Origin of the sequence: Pseudophaeobacter sp. C1-32P7, from assembly GCF_041008775.1 — a bacterium.
GTDB classification, from domain to species: domain Bacteria; phylum Pseudomonadota; class Alphaproteobacteria; order Rhodobacterales; family Rhodobacteraceae; genus Phycobacter; species Phycobacter gallaeciensis_A.
Genome location: NZ_JAXGFR010000021.1, coordinates 18,100 through 33,996, shown reverse-complemented (window position 1 = coordinate 33,996; position 15,897 = coordinate 18,100). Strand labels below are relative to the sequence as shown.

The 15,897-nt window shown below is 58.7% G+C and carries 16 protein-coding genes and 1 pseudogene; 12 read left to right on the top strand and 5 right to left on the bottom strand.

Annotated elements, in window-relative coordinates:
- Window positions 1-7 precede the first annotated feature (7 nt).
- Window positions 8-406, top strand: coding sequence for a Cu(I)-responsive transcriptional regulator (cueR, locus tag SM763_RS20730; protein WP_038008399.1), 399 nt, complete (start codon window positions 8-10; stop codon window positions 404-406).
- A 21-nt stretch (window positions 407-427) separates the two neighbouring features.
- On the opposite strand, the gene SM763_RS20725 is transcribed toward cueR, so the two are convergent.
- On the bottom strand, window positions 428-1,192 hold the full coding sequence (locus SM763_RS20725) for a MauE/DoxX family redox-associated membrane protein (RefSeq protein ID WP_012187037.1): 765 nt from the start codon (window positions 1,190-1,192) through the stop codon (window positions 428-430).
- A 12-nt stretch (window positions 1,193-1,204) separates the two neighbouring features.
- Window positions 1,205-1,924, bottom strand: coding sequence for a DUF305 domain-containing protein (locus SM763_RS20720; protein WP_338142629.1), 720 nt, complete (start codon window positions 1,922-1,924; stop codon window positions 1,205-1,207).
- A gap of 296 nt (window positions 1,925-2,220) precedes the next feature.
- Here SM763_RS20720 and SM763_RS20715 point away from each other — a divergent pair, with 296 nt between their 5' ends.
- From SM763_RS20715 to SM763_RS20700, 4 genes are all read left to right on the top strand, one after another.
- The gene (locus SM763_RS20715; protein ID WP_082204816.1) at window positions 2,221-2,802 is read left to right on the top strand and encodes a L,D-transpeptidase; all 582 of its coding nucleotides are present in this window, start codon (window positions 2,221-2,223) and stop codon (window positions 2,800-2,802) included.
- A gap of 125 nt (window positions 2,803-2,927) precedes the next feature.
- Complete coding sequence (locus tag SM763_RS20710) at window positions 2,928-4,190, top strand: multicopper oxidase family protein (RefSeq protein ID WP_007803424.1); 1,263 nt, start codon at window positions 2,928-2,930, stop codon at window positions 4,188-4,190.
- Window positions 4,191-4,303: 113 nt separating this feature from the next.
- Entirely contained in the window at window positions 4,304-4,816 is a 513-nt protein-coding gene (locus SM763_RS20705; RefSeq protein ID WP_442416241.1) for a disulfide bond formation protein B, read from the top strand.
- 42 nt (window positions 4,817-4,858) lie between these two features.
- Complete coding sequence (locus SM763_RS20700; protein WP_012187180.1) at window positions 4,859-5,524, top strand: L,D-transpeptidase; 666 nt, start codon at window positions 4,859-4,861, stop codon at window positions 5,522-5,524.
- 76 nt (window positions 5,525-5,600) lie between these two features.
- Here SM763_RS20700 and SM763_RS20695 read toward each other — a convergent pair whose 3' ends face one another.
- Window positions 5,601-6,158: a hypothetical protein gene (locus SM763_RS20695; protein WP_012187179.1), complete on the bottom strand. Its 558-nt coding sequence runs from the start codon at window positions 6,156-6,158 to the stop codon at window positions 5,601-5,603.
- Between the two features lie 397 nt (window positions 6,159-6,555).
- Here SM763_RS20695 and SM763_RS20690 point away from each other — a divergent pair, with 397 nt between their 5' ends.
- The 5 genes from SM763_RS20690 (at window position 6,556) to SM763_RS20670 (ending at window position 12,497) form a co-directional block, all read left to right on the top strand.
- Entirely contained in the window at window positions 6,556-7,149 is a 594-nt protein-coding gene (locus tag SM763_RS20690) for an EF-hand domain-containing protein (protein ID WP_223229252.1), read from the top strand.
- A 139-nt stretch (window positions 7,150-7,288) separates the two neighbouring features.
- Window positions 7,289-7,675, top strand: coding sequence for a DUF302 domain-containing protein (locus tag SM763_RS20685; protein ID WP_050686143.1), 387 nt, complete (start codon window positions 7,289-7,291; stop codon window positions 7,673-7,675).
- 105 nt (window positions 7,676-7,780) lie between these two features.
- Entirely contained in the window at window positions 7,781-8,701 is a 921-nt protein-coding gene (lgt, locus tag SM763_RS20680) for a prolipoprotein diacylglyceryl transferase (protein ID WP_050686145.1), read from the top strand.
- A gap of 135 nt (window positions 8,702-8,836) precedes the next feature.
- Window positions 8,837-11,125 (top strand): copper-transporting P-type ATPase, encoded by a 2,289-nt coding sequence (locus SM763_RS20675; RefSeq protein ID WP_420837229.1) that lies wholly within the window; start codon window positions 8,837-8,839, stop codon window positions 11,123-11,125.
- 46 nt (window positions 11,126-11,171) lie between these two features.
- On the top strand, window positions 11,172-12,497 hold the full coding sequence (locus SM763_RS20670; protein ID WP_368999592.1) for an APC family permease: 1,326 nt from the start codon (window positions 11,172-11,174) through the stop codon (window positions 12,495-12,497).
- A gap of 7 nt (window positions 12,498-12,504) precedes the next feature.
- Here SM763_RS20670 and SM763_RS20665 read toward each other — a convergent pair whose 3' ends face one another.
- Both SM763_RS20665 and SM763_RS24195 read right to left on the bottom strand, forming a co-directional pair.
- A complete protein-coding gene (locus tag SM763_RS20665; RefSeq protein WP_368999591.1) occupies window positions 12,505-13,149 on the bottom strand; it encodes a hypothetical protein in 645 nt (214 codons plus the stop codon).
- 104 nt (window positions 13,150-13,253) lie between these two features.
- On the bottom strand, window positions 13,254-13,523 hold the full coding sequence (locus SM763_RS24195; RefSeq protein WP_058123685.1) for a hypothetical protein: 270 nt from the start codon (window positions 13,521-13,523) through the stop codon (window positions 13,254-13,256).
- Window positions 13,524-13,851: 328 nt separating this feature from the next.
- On the opposite strand from SM763_RS24195, the pseudogene SM763_RS20660 reads away from it, so the two are divergent.
- Both SM763_RS20660 and argF read left to right on the top strand, forming a co-directional pair.
- A pseudogene (locus SM763_RS20660) lies at window positions 13,852-14,869 on the top strand (arginine deiminase).
- Window positions 14,870-14,893: 24 nt separating this feature from the next.
- Window positions 14,894-15,895 carry an ornithine carbamoyltransferase gene (gene argF / locus SM763_RS20655; RefSeq protein ID WP_368999590.1) on the top strand — a complete coding sequence of 334 codons (1,002 nt, stop codon included), beginning with the start codon at window positions 14,894-14,896 and terminating at the stop codon, window positions 15,893-15,895.
- The last annotated feature ends 2 nt before the right edge of the window (window positions 15,896-15,897 follow it).

The window sequence follows — 15,897 nt, the reverse complement described above, 5'->3', positions numbered from 1 at the left end:
GTCCGACATGAACATCGGAGACGTTGCCCGACAATCGGGTGTGCCCGCCAAGACGATCCGCTACTACGAGGACATCGGTCTGATCCGCCCGAACCGTAGCGAGAACGGCTATCGCGCGTTCACCGAGAACCATGTTCACAAGCTGGCGTTTCTGGGTCGCGCACGGGCCTTGGGGTTCACCATCGAAGATTGCAGGACGCTCCTGTCGCTCTACGAGGATGAAAACCGCGAAAGCATGCAAGTGAAGGCGGTTGCGGAAGACCATCTGCGCCAGATCGAGGAAAAGATCGCGAAACTGCAATCCATGCGCGCGACGCTCGCCGAACTGGTGGAAAAATGTGCCGGGGATCACCGGCCCGACTGCCCCATCATCGAGGATCTGTCGCCGGAGCGGTTGGCCAAGTGACAGGCAAGAAGGGGCTGTACCTCAGAACCAGATCGCGCGGACCGGCATCCAGATACCCATGAAGATCATCATCAGGTTTTCCGTCAGCGAAATGAACCCCAGCGGGACGGAACTGTCACCGCCGACGCAGGCGCATTTCAGCTCTCTCTTGTCGATATAAACAGCCTTGAACACGCTGACAGCGCCTACCGTGCCGATAAACAGGGCGACAGGCGCCGAGAGCCACAGCAGCGCGCCGGCAGTCATCAGGACACCTGCCAACGCTTCGCCGAACGGGTAGACCTTGCCGTATCGCACCCATTTGCGCGCCAGCAGATCGTAGTTGAGGAACATCGTCGAAAACCCTTCGACATCCTGCAATTTCTGGATCGCGAGAATGGTCATGGACAGCGAAATGAACCATTCGAACCCCCGCAAGGTAAGGACCGACCCGTACTGGTGCCAAGACAGGCCCAATGCCAACAGCGCGGCAACGGAAAAGATCGCGATGACCGGCTGGTAGGTCGTGTCGCTTTGCTCTTCCTCGGGTGGGTCAATGTCGAAAAACACCCTGAGATCATCGTAACCGCCGATCCGTTCGTCCCCGATGAAAGTCTGCGGCGTCGTCTCGACCCCGTGCTTCTCCATGAAAGCATCGGTGTCTTCACGGGTGTCAAGCGGATGGTCTTCCACCTCGAAGCCTTGCCGCTCCAGCAGGTCTTTCGATTTCAGACCGTAGGGGCAGACATGGCCCGGCATGACCATGCGATAAAGCTGCGCGGATTTACTGTCTGTGTCGCGGGGCATGTCCTTTCCTCCTTATCCGCTGCACGTAAGTTGACCACGGAACCCGGCTTCGTAGTCGGTTCCCGCGCTGACGATCAGATCGGTCAGGTCACCGTTCGTCTCTGCGATCTCGGCCGACAGCGGGCCTTCAGAAAATGCATTTTCGCCCTGCGCATTCAGGCGCACCAGATCACCGCTGATCTTCATTGCGGCGGCAGACCCTTCGCCGGTTTCACCAGTCACCAGTACAGCCGGACTGTCCGAGGTGTAAGCAAAGCGGCAATTTCCGCCATTCGGGAACACCGCAGCGATTTCGTCTTCCGTCAGAAACTCAGGATCGACCTTCGACACGACCTCCGTTTGAAGCGCCTGTTGCGCATCCACAACCTGCGCCGGCGTTTCGCTTCGCGTGGCCGATGCTTCGCCGTTTGCTCCAATGTCAGCAATAAGGTAGCGCATTTCGGCGATTTCCTTGTCCTGCGCATAGATAATGTCGTCTGCGAGCCCCCGGACGCGCGGGTCGGTGATCTCGGCACGAGTCGACGTCATGATGGCGATCGAGTGGTGCGGGATCATGGCGCGCATGTAGGACCTGTCCTGCACCGTGAATTGCCCGCGAACCAGCCAGAGGCTCGCCGCGAAAAGGACTATTGCGCCAACGAAAATCGCGATGTTGGCTTTGGTGTTCTGATACATGGACAACATGTACGCCAACATGATCACGGCCATGGTCGCCCCCATCAGGATGGCCATGTAAAGGCGTGTCTCCGAAAAGAAGATATGGCCCCAAAGATAGGTGTTCAGGTACATCAGAACGAACATGACCACGGTCGATGTTCCGATCATCATAAAGAATCGTGAGTAGTGCATTTCCAGTCACCTCCTTGCAGTTCTCTGTAAAACAACAACATTCCAGCGCTGGAGAGTTCCAAAAGCACGAATTTTCGTAGTTTCAAGGCAACAAAGGCGCGTCGTTTGCCCCGGTTCACGGCTTCTTTTCTTTGCCCCTGACGCGCACTGAATTTTCATGGGTCCGAGGAGATCGCGCCATGCAGAATTTCACGAGACGAGAATTGATTTGTGCCGGAGCGATGGGTTGCTTTCTGCCCACAACTGCCTGGGCCCACAAAGTCAAATTGCCCGAACGGTTCGAACCACAATTGGTAAACACCCGTCGTGGTGACTGGGTTAAAGGCGATGTCCACGTCGTTCCCGACGATTTTTTCCTTTATTTCATGCTCGAGGACGGGATGGCGATCCGCTACGGGGTCGGGGTAGGGCGCAAAGGTTTGTACGAACCCGGAGAGTTCACGGTAGCGCGCAAGGCCAAATGGCCATGGTGGCGGCCAACGAACGCCATGATCCGGCGCGAGCCACGCAAATACGCAAAGTACAAGGATGGACTGAAAGGCGGGCCAAACAACCCGCTCGGGGCCCGCGCGCTCTATCTCTACGATGCCGAGGGACGCGATACCTATCTTCGCATTCATGGAACGAACGCCCCGGAGACAATTGGGTCTGCCGTGTCGAATGGATGCGCGCGGTTGACGAATGAACATGTGAAGAATCTGTACGAACGCGTTGAAATCGGCGCCCGCGTCTTCCTGTATCCCAAAGTGACAACGGCGTGAGGAGTGTTCTGTCGCCTTGAAGTTCCTCTTCCGGAAATGGCACAAGTGCGGCAGTTGGCGAAAGCCAGTCTATCATTCATGAGGTGACGGAATTGTCTTTGAGCCGGAGGTCTTTCCTTGGCGGGATGACCGTTGCGCTGGCTGGTACCCGCTTGCCAGCAGCGACACACGAGTTGATCCTCGCGCCCCAATCGATCAAGGCGCACCTTGCTGGGTACGACGTGTCGATGTTGGGCTTCAACGGTGGTCTGCCGGGCCCAGAAGTCAGAATGCGACAAGGACAAACCGCCCGCATTACCCTCGATAACCGATTGGAGGAGGGCGCTCTCGTTCACTGGCATGGGTTGCGGGTTCCAAATCGGATGGATGGTGTCAACGTCCTCACTCAGGATGTGGTCATTCCGGGCGACTCGTATCGTTATCAATTCGGCGTCCCGGATGCCGGCACGTATTGGTATCACTCGCATTACCTGTCTTACGATCAGGTCAGCCGCGGTCTTTTCGGCGCCTTCATCGTCGAGGAGCAAAATGCGCCGGCTGTCGACCATGACATCGTTGTTCAGTTCTTCGATGTCTTGCTGGATCAGTCCGGGCAGTACGACGAAGCGTTCAACCCGGCCCATTTCGCAACCGAGGGCCGTATCGGCAATACGGTCACGGCACTTGTTTTCAATGGAACCGGCAAGACTGTGAAACGAGGCGACCGTCTGCGACTGCGTCTCATAAATCCCTCTATCGACAGGGTGTACCGTGTCGGCCTGGATGGTTTGATAGGCAAGATCGTTGCACTGGATGGCATGCCTCTGGCGCATCCTCGGACGCTCGAACCGATCCTTCTCGCTCCGGGGCAAAGATGCGATGTGATTGGTGATGCGACCGGGCCTATTAGATTCGACGACAGCTTTGGAGAACAGACGTTGAGCCTTGGCGAAATCGCTGTTTCCGGTTCCCGTGAGCCCGCGAAAGCGCCCATCACCGCATTGCCCGCCAACCGAATGCCCGCCCCGAAAGACCCCGGCCAAACCGCGGAGCTGGTGCTCCAGGGAGGTGCGGGAAGCGCGTCCCACAACGGCACAGGGACATGGGCGCTCAATGACGTATCCGGCCTGCCTCGAAGGCCTTTCCTATCCGCCGCGCAGGGGACGACCGCGCGCATTTCGATCCGCAACGAAACCGGGTTCCCACACGTCATGCATCTGCATGGCCACCATTTCTGGGAACTCGATGCGGCGGGTGAAGCCGGTCCATACCGGGACTCGACCTATCTGGATACCGGCGAGACGCGGGATATTCTCGTCGTCCTGGACAATCCGGGATCGTGGATGCTGCATTGCCACATGTTGAGCCACCAGGCCGACGGTATGGCAACGTGGATCAGAGTCGGCTGAGGGTCGCGACGGATACATACCGTTACAAATCTCTGAATGATAACAGCCCTTCTGCCGTTTACGTAACCTGACAAGCGAGAAACAGGTCCATCGATTGCCAACGGGAGCGTTCATTGACCCTGACACCAAAATCTCTCGGCATGACTGCGGCGGCAGGATCAGCCGCCTTGCTGTTAGGGGCCTTCGTTTTCCAGGCTCTTGGCTACGCGCCTTGCGCAATGTGCATCTGGCAACGCTACCCACACGCAATCGCCATTGGAATGGGCGCTCTGTTGCTCTTTGCTCTGCCGATTTTGCCAATCCTGATAATCGGTGCCCTGTCGGAACTCAGCACATCCGCGTTGGGAGTGTTTCATACCGGTGTCGAGCGCGGCTGGTGGGAGGGACCGACTTCTTGCACGGGATCCGGCCTCGATGTTTCCCAAATGTCGGTATCGGAATTGCTGCCCTCTGCCAGTTCAAATGCGTCCAATCTTGTTCTGTGCAGTGAGGTTGTCTGGGAATTTCTGACGTTGTCCATGGCGAGTTGGAACGCGATCCTAAGCGGTGTCCTTGCTTGCCTCTGGTTGGTCGCGATCGCAAGACATCAAAAGGTTCGGTGGCATGGGGTCGCGGACGTTTCTTGAATCGTCCCGCATTCATCGAAAACAAACAAAGGGCTTCGCTTCATGGTTACAAGACGACACTTCCTTGCACTTTCCGGCTCGCTGTTTTCAGCTTCTCTGAGTTCGCCAGCATTCGCTAAGACCTGGCCGTCAACAGCCGAAAAAGCAGCTTGGGATGCGCAGATCACGCCCGCCAACTATGACCCGGCAACAACCAACCCATGGGGGCTGCATCCCAGGCTGCTGCCGCAACGCGTTTTGGCGAATGACGGTTTGCGCCCGGGTGACATTCACGTCGATGCGATCGCGCGCTATCTGTACCATATCGAGGAAGGTGGCACCGCGATGCGATACGGGGTGGCGATTGCCAAGGGCGATCTCTATGAACCCGGCACCTATACGATCCGCCGAAAGGTCGAATGGCCGCACTGGACGCCAACGCAGTCAATGATCGAACGCGATCCGGAGGCTTACGAGCGGTTTGCCGACGGTATGGAGCCCGGCCCCAACAATGCCTTGGGCAGCAGGGCTTTGTATCTATTCGTCGGAGATCGGGATACGTACCTTCGAATTCACGGAACGCCGAGCCCTCGCAGCATTGGCGGCCGGGCCAGTTCGGGATGCGTGCGCATGGTGATGGCCCACATCAATGATCTCTATCCGAATGTCGCTGTCGGATCGACGGCGTTCCTTTACTCGGCCGAAGACAGCGTTACCGCTCGAAGCTAACCTATTGCATCTTTGGCTCACACGCCGAGGACTGCGTCGTGCAGGGACATCTTCCAATGAATTGTTGGACGAACACTCACGGCTGTGTCGCAAGTGAACTTTCGAACTGTGCGATCGCTACGGATTTGTCGTCCTCATCGTTCTCGAACAGCTTTGTGGTTCGCACGCCCGGCAACTTGCCAAAATCCGCCATCAGGCGCTTTGGAAAAAATGTGCGTCCGATGGATTCAAATCCTGGTAATTGTCTGAGTACCGCGGAGGTACTGGCACTACAAAAACCGGAAGCGGCTGGGCCGCTGGCAATTGCAAGGCGCAAAGCCTGCTCCGCGACTTCGGGAGACACATCGATCTCTTGTATGACGACATGGTAGGTCTCGCGAGCATGAGCCCGCGCATAAAAATCGGCCACTTGTGGAGTAATGCCATAAAGCACATCTCCCCGTTCCGGTACAGCGCTCAGCCGGACCGTTCCTGCCGGATCGAAGATAACACGCTGCGACCCATTAATCATGACGCTGCTATGCGCACCCGCCCCGGACCTGTTGTTGATCATGGTGTACAACGTCAGCGCGGCCGGTCCATCGTGACGGTAGGATGCGCTACTGATGACTTCGGCTGAAGCATCCGGGCGCATGTCGTTTCCTGCGCCGCACCCCGCCAAAATTACCAAGGTTAGAACTGAGAAAATGCGGTTCAAAAAGAGCACCCTGCAGCCTCCTGCCATGGGTTGAATAATTGAATTTTCGGGATATTCAGGTCCTCTACCACTCTCGACACCAACTCTTCCGGATTTCACGTCCACCGAAACACGGGTTCGGTGTCGGTTGGTACGCGACTCCTCGACAGGTTTTTCTCTGGATATCGCAAGTCTCAGATTAAGAGGAGCGTTCGCCCCGAATTGATTTGTCGCAATTTGTAACAGACCCCGCCTTTGTGACCTCGCGATACAAAACACCGGCTCGCGTGGCATTCCGCATCTGCAGGTGCATCCCATATGGTGGCTATCGTAACACTGACACGAGGTGATCGACATGAAACGCAATACTCTACTCGCTGCAATGACTCTGGCTGCAACCGCCTTTGGTGGCGTCGCCTTGGCGGATGCCAACCATGGGCACAGTGGTCAACCTGGTGCCCAAAGTGGGGCAGGCATGATGCAGAACGGTGGTCCGGGCATGATGGGGAACATGGGCGGAATGATGGACATGATGCAGCGCATGCACGGAAACATGATGGGCGCAGGCATGGGCAGTGGTATGATGGGCGCAGGCATGGCTGGCGGCATGATGCAAATGTTCGACACCGATGGAGACGGCACAACGACGCCGGAAGAAATGCGCACGCAGCTGCAGGCCAAGCTTTCCGAGTTTGACAGCGACGGGGATGGAAACCTCTCGATTACCGAGTTTGAAGCTCTCCACAGCGCGATGATCCGCGAAATGATGGTGGATCGTTTTCAACACCTCGATGCCGATGGCGACGGCGCGGTGACGCCGGAAGAGATGGCCGCTCCGGCCGATAGGATGGAGCGGATGCAGATGATGCGGTCGAACATGGCAGATGCGCCTGCGCGGCCGGGCAACGGTCAGGGCATGGGCAACGGCTCCATGATGCAGGACAACTGAGCCAACGGGTGCCGGTTTTTTCCGGCACCCGTCCTCAAAACGCCAAAACCGTTCTCGGCCGGGACATTGAACCGAACCGCGACCTGAACCGTTTAGCCTCGTTATGCCAAAAAATAGAGACACGGAAAGGAAAATTCCCATGGCCTATACCTATGATCGCGTCCTGAAAGACACCAATATCGATGACGCAGAGATGCGTGTTCGGGATGCTTTGGCAGACAAGGGCTTCGGCGTTCTGACTGAGATTGACGTCAAAGCGACGATGAAAAAGAAACTTGATGCGGACATGCCGCCTTACCGCATTCTCGGGGCCTGTAATCCGGGCATGGCGCACAAAGCCATCGAGATCGAGCCTCGCATCGGTGCGATGCTTCCCTGCAATGTCATCCTGCGGCAAGTGGACGGCGACACCGAGGTCAGCGCGGTCGATCCTGTCGCTTCGATGCAGGCGGTGCAGAACCAAGACCTGGACGCGGTCGCCGGCGAAGTCCGCGATCTACTCCGGGACGCCCTCGACGCCGCGTGATGGCGGGATGGGCGTTGGATGCCCTGTCGCAGATCGAGCGCCTTTAGCGGTGCTCGATCAATGCCATCTAATCCCCACGTAAATTCCTGATGAGGAACTCACCCAGTGCTGCCAGCGGGATTGCCATTTCCGGATATTGGAACCGACCTCATCTCCTTCGACATCGGGGGGGTCACATTCGCACTCCGCTGGTACGCGCTAGCCTATATCTTCGGTATCCTGATTGGCTGGCGCATTTGTTTGAGTGCGATAAGCCGTCCCGCGCTCTGGACATCAGTTGGACCGCCGCTTGACCGGACGCAGATCGAAGATCTTCTGACGTGGATCATCATCGGCGTGATTGCTGGTGGTCGCCTAGGCTTTGTACTGTTCTACCAGCCTGCATATTATCTCGCAAATCCCTTGGAAATTCTGATGGTCTGGCAAGGCGGCATGTCCTTCCACGGGGGGTTCGCGGGCGTTGTCATCGCTGCCTTGCTGTTCTGCCTTCGACAGAACGCGTCTTTGCTCAGCACTGGCGACTTGCTGGCTTTGGCGGCACCGCCAGGCTTGTTTCTTGGGAGGCTGGCGAACTTCACCAACAATGAGTTGTGGGGGCGGCCGACGGACGTTCCCTGGGCGGTGATCTTTCCCGGCGAAGTCGCGCAGGCCTGCCCAGGGATTAGTGGCCTCTGCGCCCGACACCCGTCCCAGCTGTACGAGGCGCTATTGGAGGGGCTCATTCTTGGAATGCTGCTCATTTATCTCGCTTGGGGCCGGGGCTGGCTGAAAATGCCCGGTGCCTTGGCTGGCGTGTTTCTGACCGGCTATGGTCTTGCCCGAAGTTTCGTCGAGATGTTCCGGCAACCGGACCAACAATTTGTGACGGCGGACAACCCGATCGGCCATGCGCTTCATTTTGGTGAGTGGGGTTTGACCATGGGCCAGTTGCTCTCCATGCCAATGGCGCTGGTCGGGCTGGCGTTGATCGTGTTCGCCCGGCGGGAACGGGGCCGGACAGCGCCACCCCGCAGAGCCGCAATGTAATCGCCGTACTGATCTCTCTTGACCCTCCTGTGGATGGAAGCCCCAAGCAAGAGAAGCATTCTCGGAAAGGACCGCAAAATGAGCACCCCCGACAGTTCTGAAACCACAGCAGCTTCCTCGGTATTCGTTTGCCCCATGCACCCTGAGGTGCGGCAGTTTGAGCCCGGCAAATGTCCGAAATGCGGGATGCATCTCGTGCCGGAATCGGAGCTCGAGCTTCATTCCGCACATGATCATCACGACCACCACGCGGGTGCCGCGCCGGCGGATGGCCGATATGATCTGGTTCCCACTGGACATGATGGTCCCATTTACACCTGCCCGATGCACCCTCAGGTGCGGCAGCCTGATCCGGGCGCGTGTCCGATCTGTGGTATGGGATTGGAACTGGAATCCGGTGTGCCCGGCGATGAAGGTCCAAATCCCGAACTGGTGGATTTCACACGGCGGTTCTGGGCCGGCACAGTCCTGACGATCCCGCTCCTTGTCCTCACGATGGGGCCATTCGTCGGTTTCCCCGCAGTCCGGACGTTTTTTGGCGAAAGCACTACACAATGGATCGAATTGATCCTGGCAACGCCAGTGGTCTTGTGGTGCGGCTGGCCGTTTCTGGAACGCGGATGGATTTCCTTCCGCACATTGAACCTCAACATGTTTTCCCTGATCGGCATGGGCGTTCTAGCCGCCTGGCTCTTCAGCGTCGTTGCCGTTTTCGCACCGGACATATTCCCTGATGGGTTCCGAGACTCCGAAGGCCATGTCGGCGTCTACTTCGAGGCGGCGGCGGTGATCGTGACGCTCGTGCTGCTCGGTCAGGTGATGGAATTGCGCGCCCGTGAAGGAACCGGCAAGGCGATCCGTGCGCTACTCGATATGGCCGCCAAGACCGCGCGGGTCATGCGGGACGATGGCTCCGAAGAGGAGATCCCGCTCGAGGACGTACAGGTCGGCGACCGGCTGCGCGTACGGCCCGGTGACAAGGTGCCTGTCGATGGCGTGGTTCTGGACGGCCGGTCCTCGATCGACGAAAGCATGATCTCCGGTGAACCTGTGCCGGTCGAGAAGACCGAAGGCGACCCGGTGACCGGTGCGACGATCAACGGCACTGGCAGCCTGGTGATGGAGGCGACGCGTGTTGGGTCCGACACGATGCTGGCTCAAATTGTCGAGATGGTGTCGAACGCGCAGCGCTCGCGCGCCCCGATCCAGAAATATGCCGACAAGGTGGCGGGATATTTCGTTCCGGCCGTCATCGGTATCGCGGCCCTGTCCTTCATCGCCTGGGCGATCTGGGGACCCGCGCCTGCGCTTTCCTACGCATTGATTTCGGCGGTGGCGGTTCTGATCATCGCTTGTCCTTGTGCGCTTGGCCTGGCGACACCGATGTCGATCATGACAGCGACAGGACGGGGCGCTCAGGCAGGGGTGCTGATCAAGAACGCCGAGGCGTTGGAGCGGTTCGAGAAAGTCGATACCCTGATCGTCGATAAGACCGGCACGTTGACGATGGGCAAACCGCGGCTTGTCGACGTACTCCCGCAACCCGGCCACGACGAAGCCGAGGTCTTGCGTCTCGCCGCATCGCTTGAGCGCGGATCGGAGCACCCCTTGGCCGAAGCGATCGTCAGGGGTGCGGAGGAGCGAGATGTCAAAATGGACGAGGCGCGGGACTTCGAGGCGGTCACTGGCAAGGGCGTCAAGGGGGTCGTTGACGGCAAAGCGGTCGCGCTCGGCAATCTGGCGATGATCCGCGAATTGGGGCTCGAGGCGGACGAGTTGACCGCCAAGGCCAATGCCCGCCGCGACGAGGGTGAGACGGTGATGTTCGTGGTGCTGGACGGCGACATTGCCGGTCTTGTCGCTGTCGCCGACCCGGTGAAGGAAACAACCCCTGCCGCCATCCAGGACCTGCATGAACTTGGGTTCCGGGTCATCATGGCGACCGGCGACAACGAGCGCACAGCCAAGGCGATCGGTGCCCGGCTCGGCATCGACGAGATCCGGGCCGACGTACTGCCCGAGGACAAGGCGCGGATCATCAAGGAATTGCAGGCCGAAGGTCACAAGGTGGCAATGGCCGGGGACGGCGTCAATGACGCGCCGGCTCTTGCACAGGCCGATGTCGGCATCGCCATGGGCACTGGTGCAGATGTGGCCATCGAAAGTGCCGGCATCACTCTCGTCAAGGGCAACCTCGATGGTATCGTGCGCGCGCGGCGGCTCGCCCGGGCCACCATGCGCAACATCCGTCAAAACCTGTTCTTCGCGCTGATCTACAATGCCTCCGGCGTGCCGGTCGCAGCGGGAGTTCTGTTTCCCTTCTTTGGCATCCTCATCAGCCCGATGTTTGCTGCCTTCGCCATGAGCGCATCATCGATCTCGGTGGTGCTCAATTCGCTGCGTCTTCGCGGCGTTCGTATTTAGTAGCGCAACAGCGTTCGGACGAACCAAAATTAGAAGGGGACAATTTATGCAGAGCGAACAAGACACGTACCGCGAAGGGTCCATCAGTCTGGGCGGAGCCATTGCGATGGGAACAGGCGTGATGATTGGCGCCGGGATCTTTGCGTTGACGGGGCAAATCGCGCAGCTCGCCGGCCCTCTGTTCCCGCTTGCATTCATCGCCGGCGCGGTCGTCACAAGCTTCAGCGCCTACAGCTACATCAGGATGTCGAACAAATGGCCGTCCTCCGGTGGCATCGCCATGATTCTGCAGAAGTGCTATGGCACCGGAGCTGTCGCAGGCGGCGCCGCGCTGCTGATGGCGCTCAGCATGGTGATCGCGGAAAGCCTCGTCGCCCGGACCTTCGCCACCTATGTCTTGCGCCCTTTCGACATCGAAGGTGGCCCACTGGTCCCCGCTCTGGCCGTGGCCGTGATCGTTTTCGCCTTTCTGGTGAACATCGCCGGAAACCGCTCGGTCGGGCTGTTCTCGCTGATCATGGCAGCAATCAAGATCGGAGGCATAGCTCTGTTCGGCATCGCGGCCCTGTGGTCCAGTGGTTTTGCGTTCGCCGCGGCCTCCGAGACGCCTCAATCCTACGGTATAACTGGTTTCATAGCATCCACGGCGCTGGCTATCCTGGCCTTCAAAGGGTTCACGACGATCACCAACAGCGGGGCCGAGATCACCGAACCCAACCGCAACGTTGGCCGAGCAATCATGTTCTCGATCGGGATCTGCGTCGTCATTTACCTGTTGGTCGCCTTCGGGGTTGGTTCGAGTCTGACGATCGAGGAGATCATCTCCGCGCGTGACTATTCACTGGCACAAGCGGCGCAGCCCGCCCTTGGACAAACCGGCTTCATACTCACAGTAGTCCTGGCTGCTGTCGCAACCGCGTCAGGCGTTCTGGCCAGCGTCTTTGCGGTGTCGCGTATGCTGGCGATGCTGACCGACATGGAAATGATTCCGCACAGCCACTTTGGTATGTCCGGCCCAATCCAACGCCACACGCTGGTCTATACCGTTGTCATCGCTTCAGCGCTGGCCGTGCTTTTCGACCTGGGCCGGATCGCATCCCTCGGCGCCTTCTTCTACCTTGTAATGGACATGATCATACACTGGGGCGTGTTCCGCTATCGTCGAACAGATGTGGGCGCCTCCGGTATCGTGCTTTTGAGTGCCCTGTCGCTCGATGCGATTGTACTGGCAGCTTTCACCGTGATGAAGCTTCAAAGCGACCTGATGATCGTTCTCTACGCCGCTGTCGGGATGATCGCCGTGTTCGCCTTCGAGCGCGTTTACTTGTCGAAGTGGATGGCACCGCAAGCTGCACACGCCCACGGTGATTAGCCTGCCGTCACCTGGCCTGAAGAGCTGCGATGGCTTGTGCGCCGATCGTGATCAGCCCGACCGAAAAGGCAAACGCAGCCAAGGCAAGCAACATCACGCCCGTGTTCATGGGTAAGCGACGAACAACCGGTCCAAGAAATTCCGACCGCCCGAGAGCCGAGACGTAGAGCGGCAACGCGCTTATCATAGTCGCATAGAGGTAAACGCCGGAGATGTTCTCGAAAAACGCCGAACGCGCAAGAGTCGGGGATACAACCGCCAAAGCGGTTGAACGATTGCCGCCGAATGACCCGAACCAGTCGGCAGATAGAACGTATATAAGCACGTGGAGACCTGGAAAGAGAAGGGCTCTGAGCAAGACATCGACCAGCACGAAAAACGCCGTGTCTCTTGAGCCCGCCTTTGGTTGCGTCGTCATGGCGAACAGGAAAAAACTGACATAGTTGACGGCAAAAACCACGGGCAAACCGTTGGTCGTAACCTGCCTTAGAAAGCGCATTACTGCCGGTCCGCCGGCAGCAAGAGCCGGAGCAAAGCCCGGAGCCAGTAAGACATAGAGCAACAGGACCGGCAGTAATGCAGCGAAGCTGAACAGCAGGACATTTCTAACAAACTGAGCCGCGGGCATACTGATAGAGAAAAATCTATCCATTGAAATAGCCTGCCATGTGGGCACCACTAGGTCGATGATACGTTATCGATCCCTCCCAAGCGGACGGAAGCGACAAGCCGGTTGCGGGCATTCCCAGAGATCGCTTACTCGGCCCGTTTGACGCAAATCGGGTTTCCCTCGATCGTCCTGAGCGGCAATCGCGTTGTTTCAACCGGACTCGCGTGCATGTACCAGTAGCAGTTGTCCTCGGGCCGCAGATAGGCGGTCGCGAGGTCTTGGTTCGGTGCTGCCAGTTCCAGGATATTTTCCGGTAACGGCGGGCGTGACGACGCGTTTTGTGAATTCGAGAAAGACTCCGAGCAAGCCCCAAGGGCCAAGACGGTTGTGAGAAGAAGTGCGCTTCGTGTGTACATAAATTGATGATCCTTCTGGCTGGTTTGTTTTGGCCGCTCTGGTATCGGCTTCCCTCTTTCACAGATTTGCGAACCATCTTGATTAGACAGTCCCTCCGTCAAATCGCTAACGCTCAGAAATGTGTGGCCCAGCGAGGATGGCTTTCGTCGATCACCAGAGCATGGCTGTGCCTGCGATGCCCCTTCAAGTGGGGATGATCAAGTGGCAGGTTGTCGTGCGTGTGTTCAAGCTCCACGGGATCGCTCGCTGGCCAGAGTTTCAGAGCGGCGAGCATGCCAGTGGCCGCGAGAAGCGCCAGACCGATCAGCGCAGGAACGACACGATGCGATGGTGCTGCTGGGCGAGACGCTGGACATTTCCGAGGCGCGCAAATGGGTGCTTGATCACCGTATCACCCGCAATGACGTGGGCGTCGGGATGCGGGATGATCTGCGCGGCTGGATGGAAGCCCTGCCCGGAACCGATCTTGCGCGGTTTCTGGTAGGCGGCATCACGGTGGACAATCTGCCGTTCACGCCCTCCGGCATGTTCGGCAGTTATCTCGGCCCGCACGGTTTCGTGCTGCCGCCGCTACCGAATTTCATCTTTACACGCGACAATTCGGCCTGGGTCTATGGCGGCGTCAGCCTGAACCCGATGCATTTTGCGGCACGGCGACCCGAAACGCTGCTGATGGCGGCAGTCTACCGGTTCCATCCGACATTCGCGGGTCGGGTAAGGGTCCTGTTCGGCGATCCGACGCGCGAGTTCGGCACCGCCACGCTGGAAGGCGGTGACATCATGCCCATCGGCCACGGTGTCCTCATGGTCGGCATGGGCGAACGATCGACGCCACAGGCGGTGGGCCAACTGGCCGAGGCGTTGTTCGAGGGTGGCGACGTGACGCGCGTCATCGCCTGCCAGATGCCCAGTTCGCGCAGCGATGCATCTGGACACCGTTTTCACTCATTGCGGCGGCGATGTCGTGACCACGTTCAAGGAAGTGGCGGATGCCATTACCTGCTATGACCTGCGCCCGGGTGCCGGCAAGGCGGCGCTCGATATCCGTCGCGACGCCCGCCACCTGTTCGAGATCACGGCGGAGATCCTAGGCTACAAGAAACTGCATCTGGTGCCCACCGGCGGGGCCGACGCCGCGGAGCAATCGCGCGAACAGTGGAATGACGGCAACAATGTGCTGGCGCTGCGCCCCGGCGTCGTCATCGGCTATGACCGCAACGACGACACAAACGCCGCGCTGAAGGGGGCCGGGATCGAGGTTCTGGCCATCCCGGGTGCCGAACTTGGCCGGGGCAGGGGCGGCAGCCACTGCATGAGCTGCCCAACCATCCGCGACGCAATCTGAGCACCCCGACGACAAGGAAATCCCATGTCCTACAATCTTCGAAACCGCCATTTCCTGACGCTGCGCGATTTCAGTTCTCAGGAGATCGCCTTTCTTCTGAAACTCTCGGCCGATCTCAAGGCCGCCAAGTATGGCGGCTATGAGGTCCCGCGCCTGACCGGCAAGGAAATCGCCCTGATCTTCGAGAAGGACAGCACGCGCACCCGCGTGGGGTTCGAGGTCGCGGCCCACGATCAGGGCGCGCATGTCACCTATCTTGGTCCTTCGGGGTCGCATCTTGGCAGGAAGGAAACCGTCAAGGACACCGCCCGCGTTCTGGGGCGCGTCTATGACGCGATCGAATATCGCGGTTTCGGCCAGCCCATTGTCGAAACGCTGGCGCAATATGCCGGTGTGCCGGTCTACAACGGGCTGACGGACGAGTTCCACCCGACGCAGATTCTCGCCGATTTCCTGACCATGCAGGAACATTCCGACAAGCCGCTGCGCGAGATCGCCTATTGCTTCATGGGCGATGCGGGCAACAACATGGGTGACAGCCTGCTGATTGGCGGCGCCAAGATGGGCATGGACGTGCGTTTGTGTGCGCCGGAAAACCTCTGGCCAACGGAAGCAATACGCAGCGAGGCCACAGAAATTGCTGATCGAACCGGTGCTCGGCTAATGCTGACCGATGCGGTAGACGACGCGACGCAGGGCGTCGACTTCATTTACACTGATGTTTGGGTCTCAATGGGCGAACCAAAAGAAAAATGGGCTGAGCGAATAGATCTGCTCAAACCTTACCGGGTGACAAAGCAGGTAATGGCGCAAACCGGCAATCCGAGGACCAAGTTCATGCATTGCCTACCGGCGTTCCACAATGCCGAGACCGAGCTTGGTGCCGAAATCGCCAGCCAATTCGGCATCACGGCGATGGAAGTCACCGAAGAGGTTTTCGAAAGCCCGGCCTCCATTGTCTTCGATCAGGCCGAGAATCGGCTGCACACCATCAAGACGGTGCTCGTCGCCACGCTTGGAACGTAAGG

Bases quoted from the DNA above. Each gene is read 5' to 3' on its own strand.
- cueR (WP_038008399.1), top strand. From the start codon at position 8: ATGAACATCGGAGACGTTGCCCGACAATCGGGTGTGCCCGCCAAGACG.
- SM763_RS20725 (WP_012187037.1), bottom strand. From the start codon at position 1,192: ATGCCCCGCGACACAGACAGTAAATCCGCGCAGCTTTATCGCATGGTC.
- SM763_RS20720 (WP_338142629.1), bottom strand. From the start codon at position 1,924: ATGGCCATCCTGATGGGGGCGACCATGGCCGTGATCATGTTGGCGTAC.
- SM763_RS20715 (WP_082204816.1), top strand. From the start codon at position 2,221: ATGCAGAATTTCACGAGACGAGAATTGATTTGTGCCGGAGCGATGGGT.
- SM763_RS20710 (WP_007803424.1), top strand. From the start codon at position 2,928: ATGACCGTTGCGCTGGCTGGTACCCGCTTGCCAGCAGCGACACACGAG.
- SM763_RS20700 (WP_012187180.1), top strand. From the start codon at position 4,859: ATGGTTACAAGACGACACTTCCTTGCACTTTCCGGCTCGCTGTTTTCA.
- SM763_RS20695 (WP_012187179.1), bottom strand. From the start codon at position 6,158: ATGCGCCCGGATGCTTCAGCCGAAGTCATCAGTAGCGCATCCTACCGT.
- SM763_RS20690 (WP_223229252.1), top strand. From the start codon at position 6,556: ATGAAACGCAATACTCTACTCGCTGCAATGACTCTGGCTGCAACCGCC.
- SM763_RS20685 (WP_050686143.1), top strand. From the start codon at position 7,289: ATGGCCTATACCTATGATCGCGTCCTGAAAGACACCAATATCGATGAC.
- SM763_RS20675 (WP_420837229.1), top strand. From the start codon at position 8,837: ATGCACCCTGAGGTGCGGCAGTTTGAGCCCGGCAAATGTCCGAAATGC.
- SM763_RS20670 (WP_368999592.1), top strand. From the start codon at position 11,172: ATGCAGAGCGAACAAGACACGTACCGCGAAGGGTCCATCAGTCTGGGC.
- SM763_RS20665 (WP_368999591.1), bottom strand. From the start codon at position 13,149: ATGGATAGATTTTTCTCTATCAGTATGCCCGCGGCTCAGTTTGTTAGA.
- SM763_RS24195 (WP_058123685.1), bottom strand. From the start codon at position 13,523: ATGTACACACGAAGCGCACTTCTTCTCACAACCGTCTTGGCCCTTGGG.
- argF (WP_368999590.1), top strand. From the start codon at position 14,894: ATGTCCTACAATCTTCGAAACCGCCATTTCCTGACGCTGCGCGATTTC.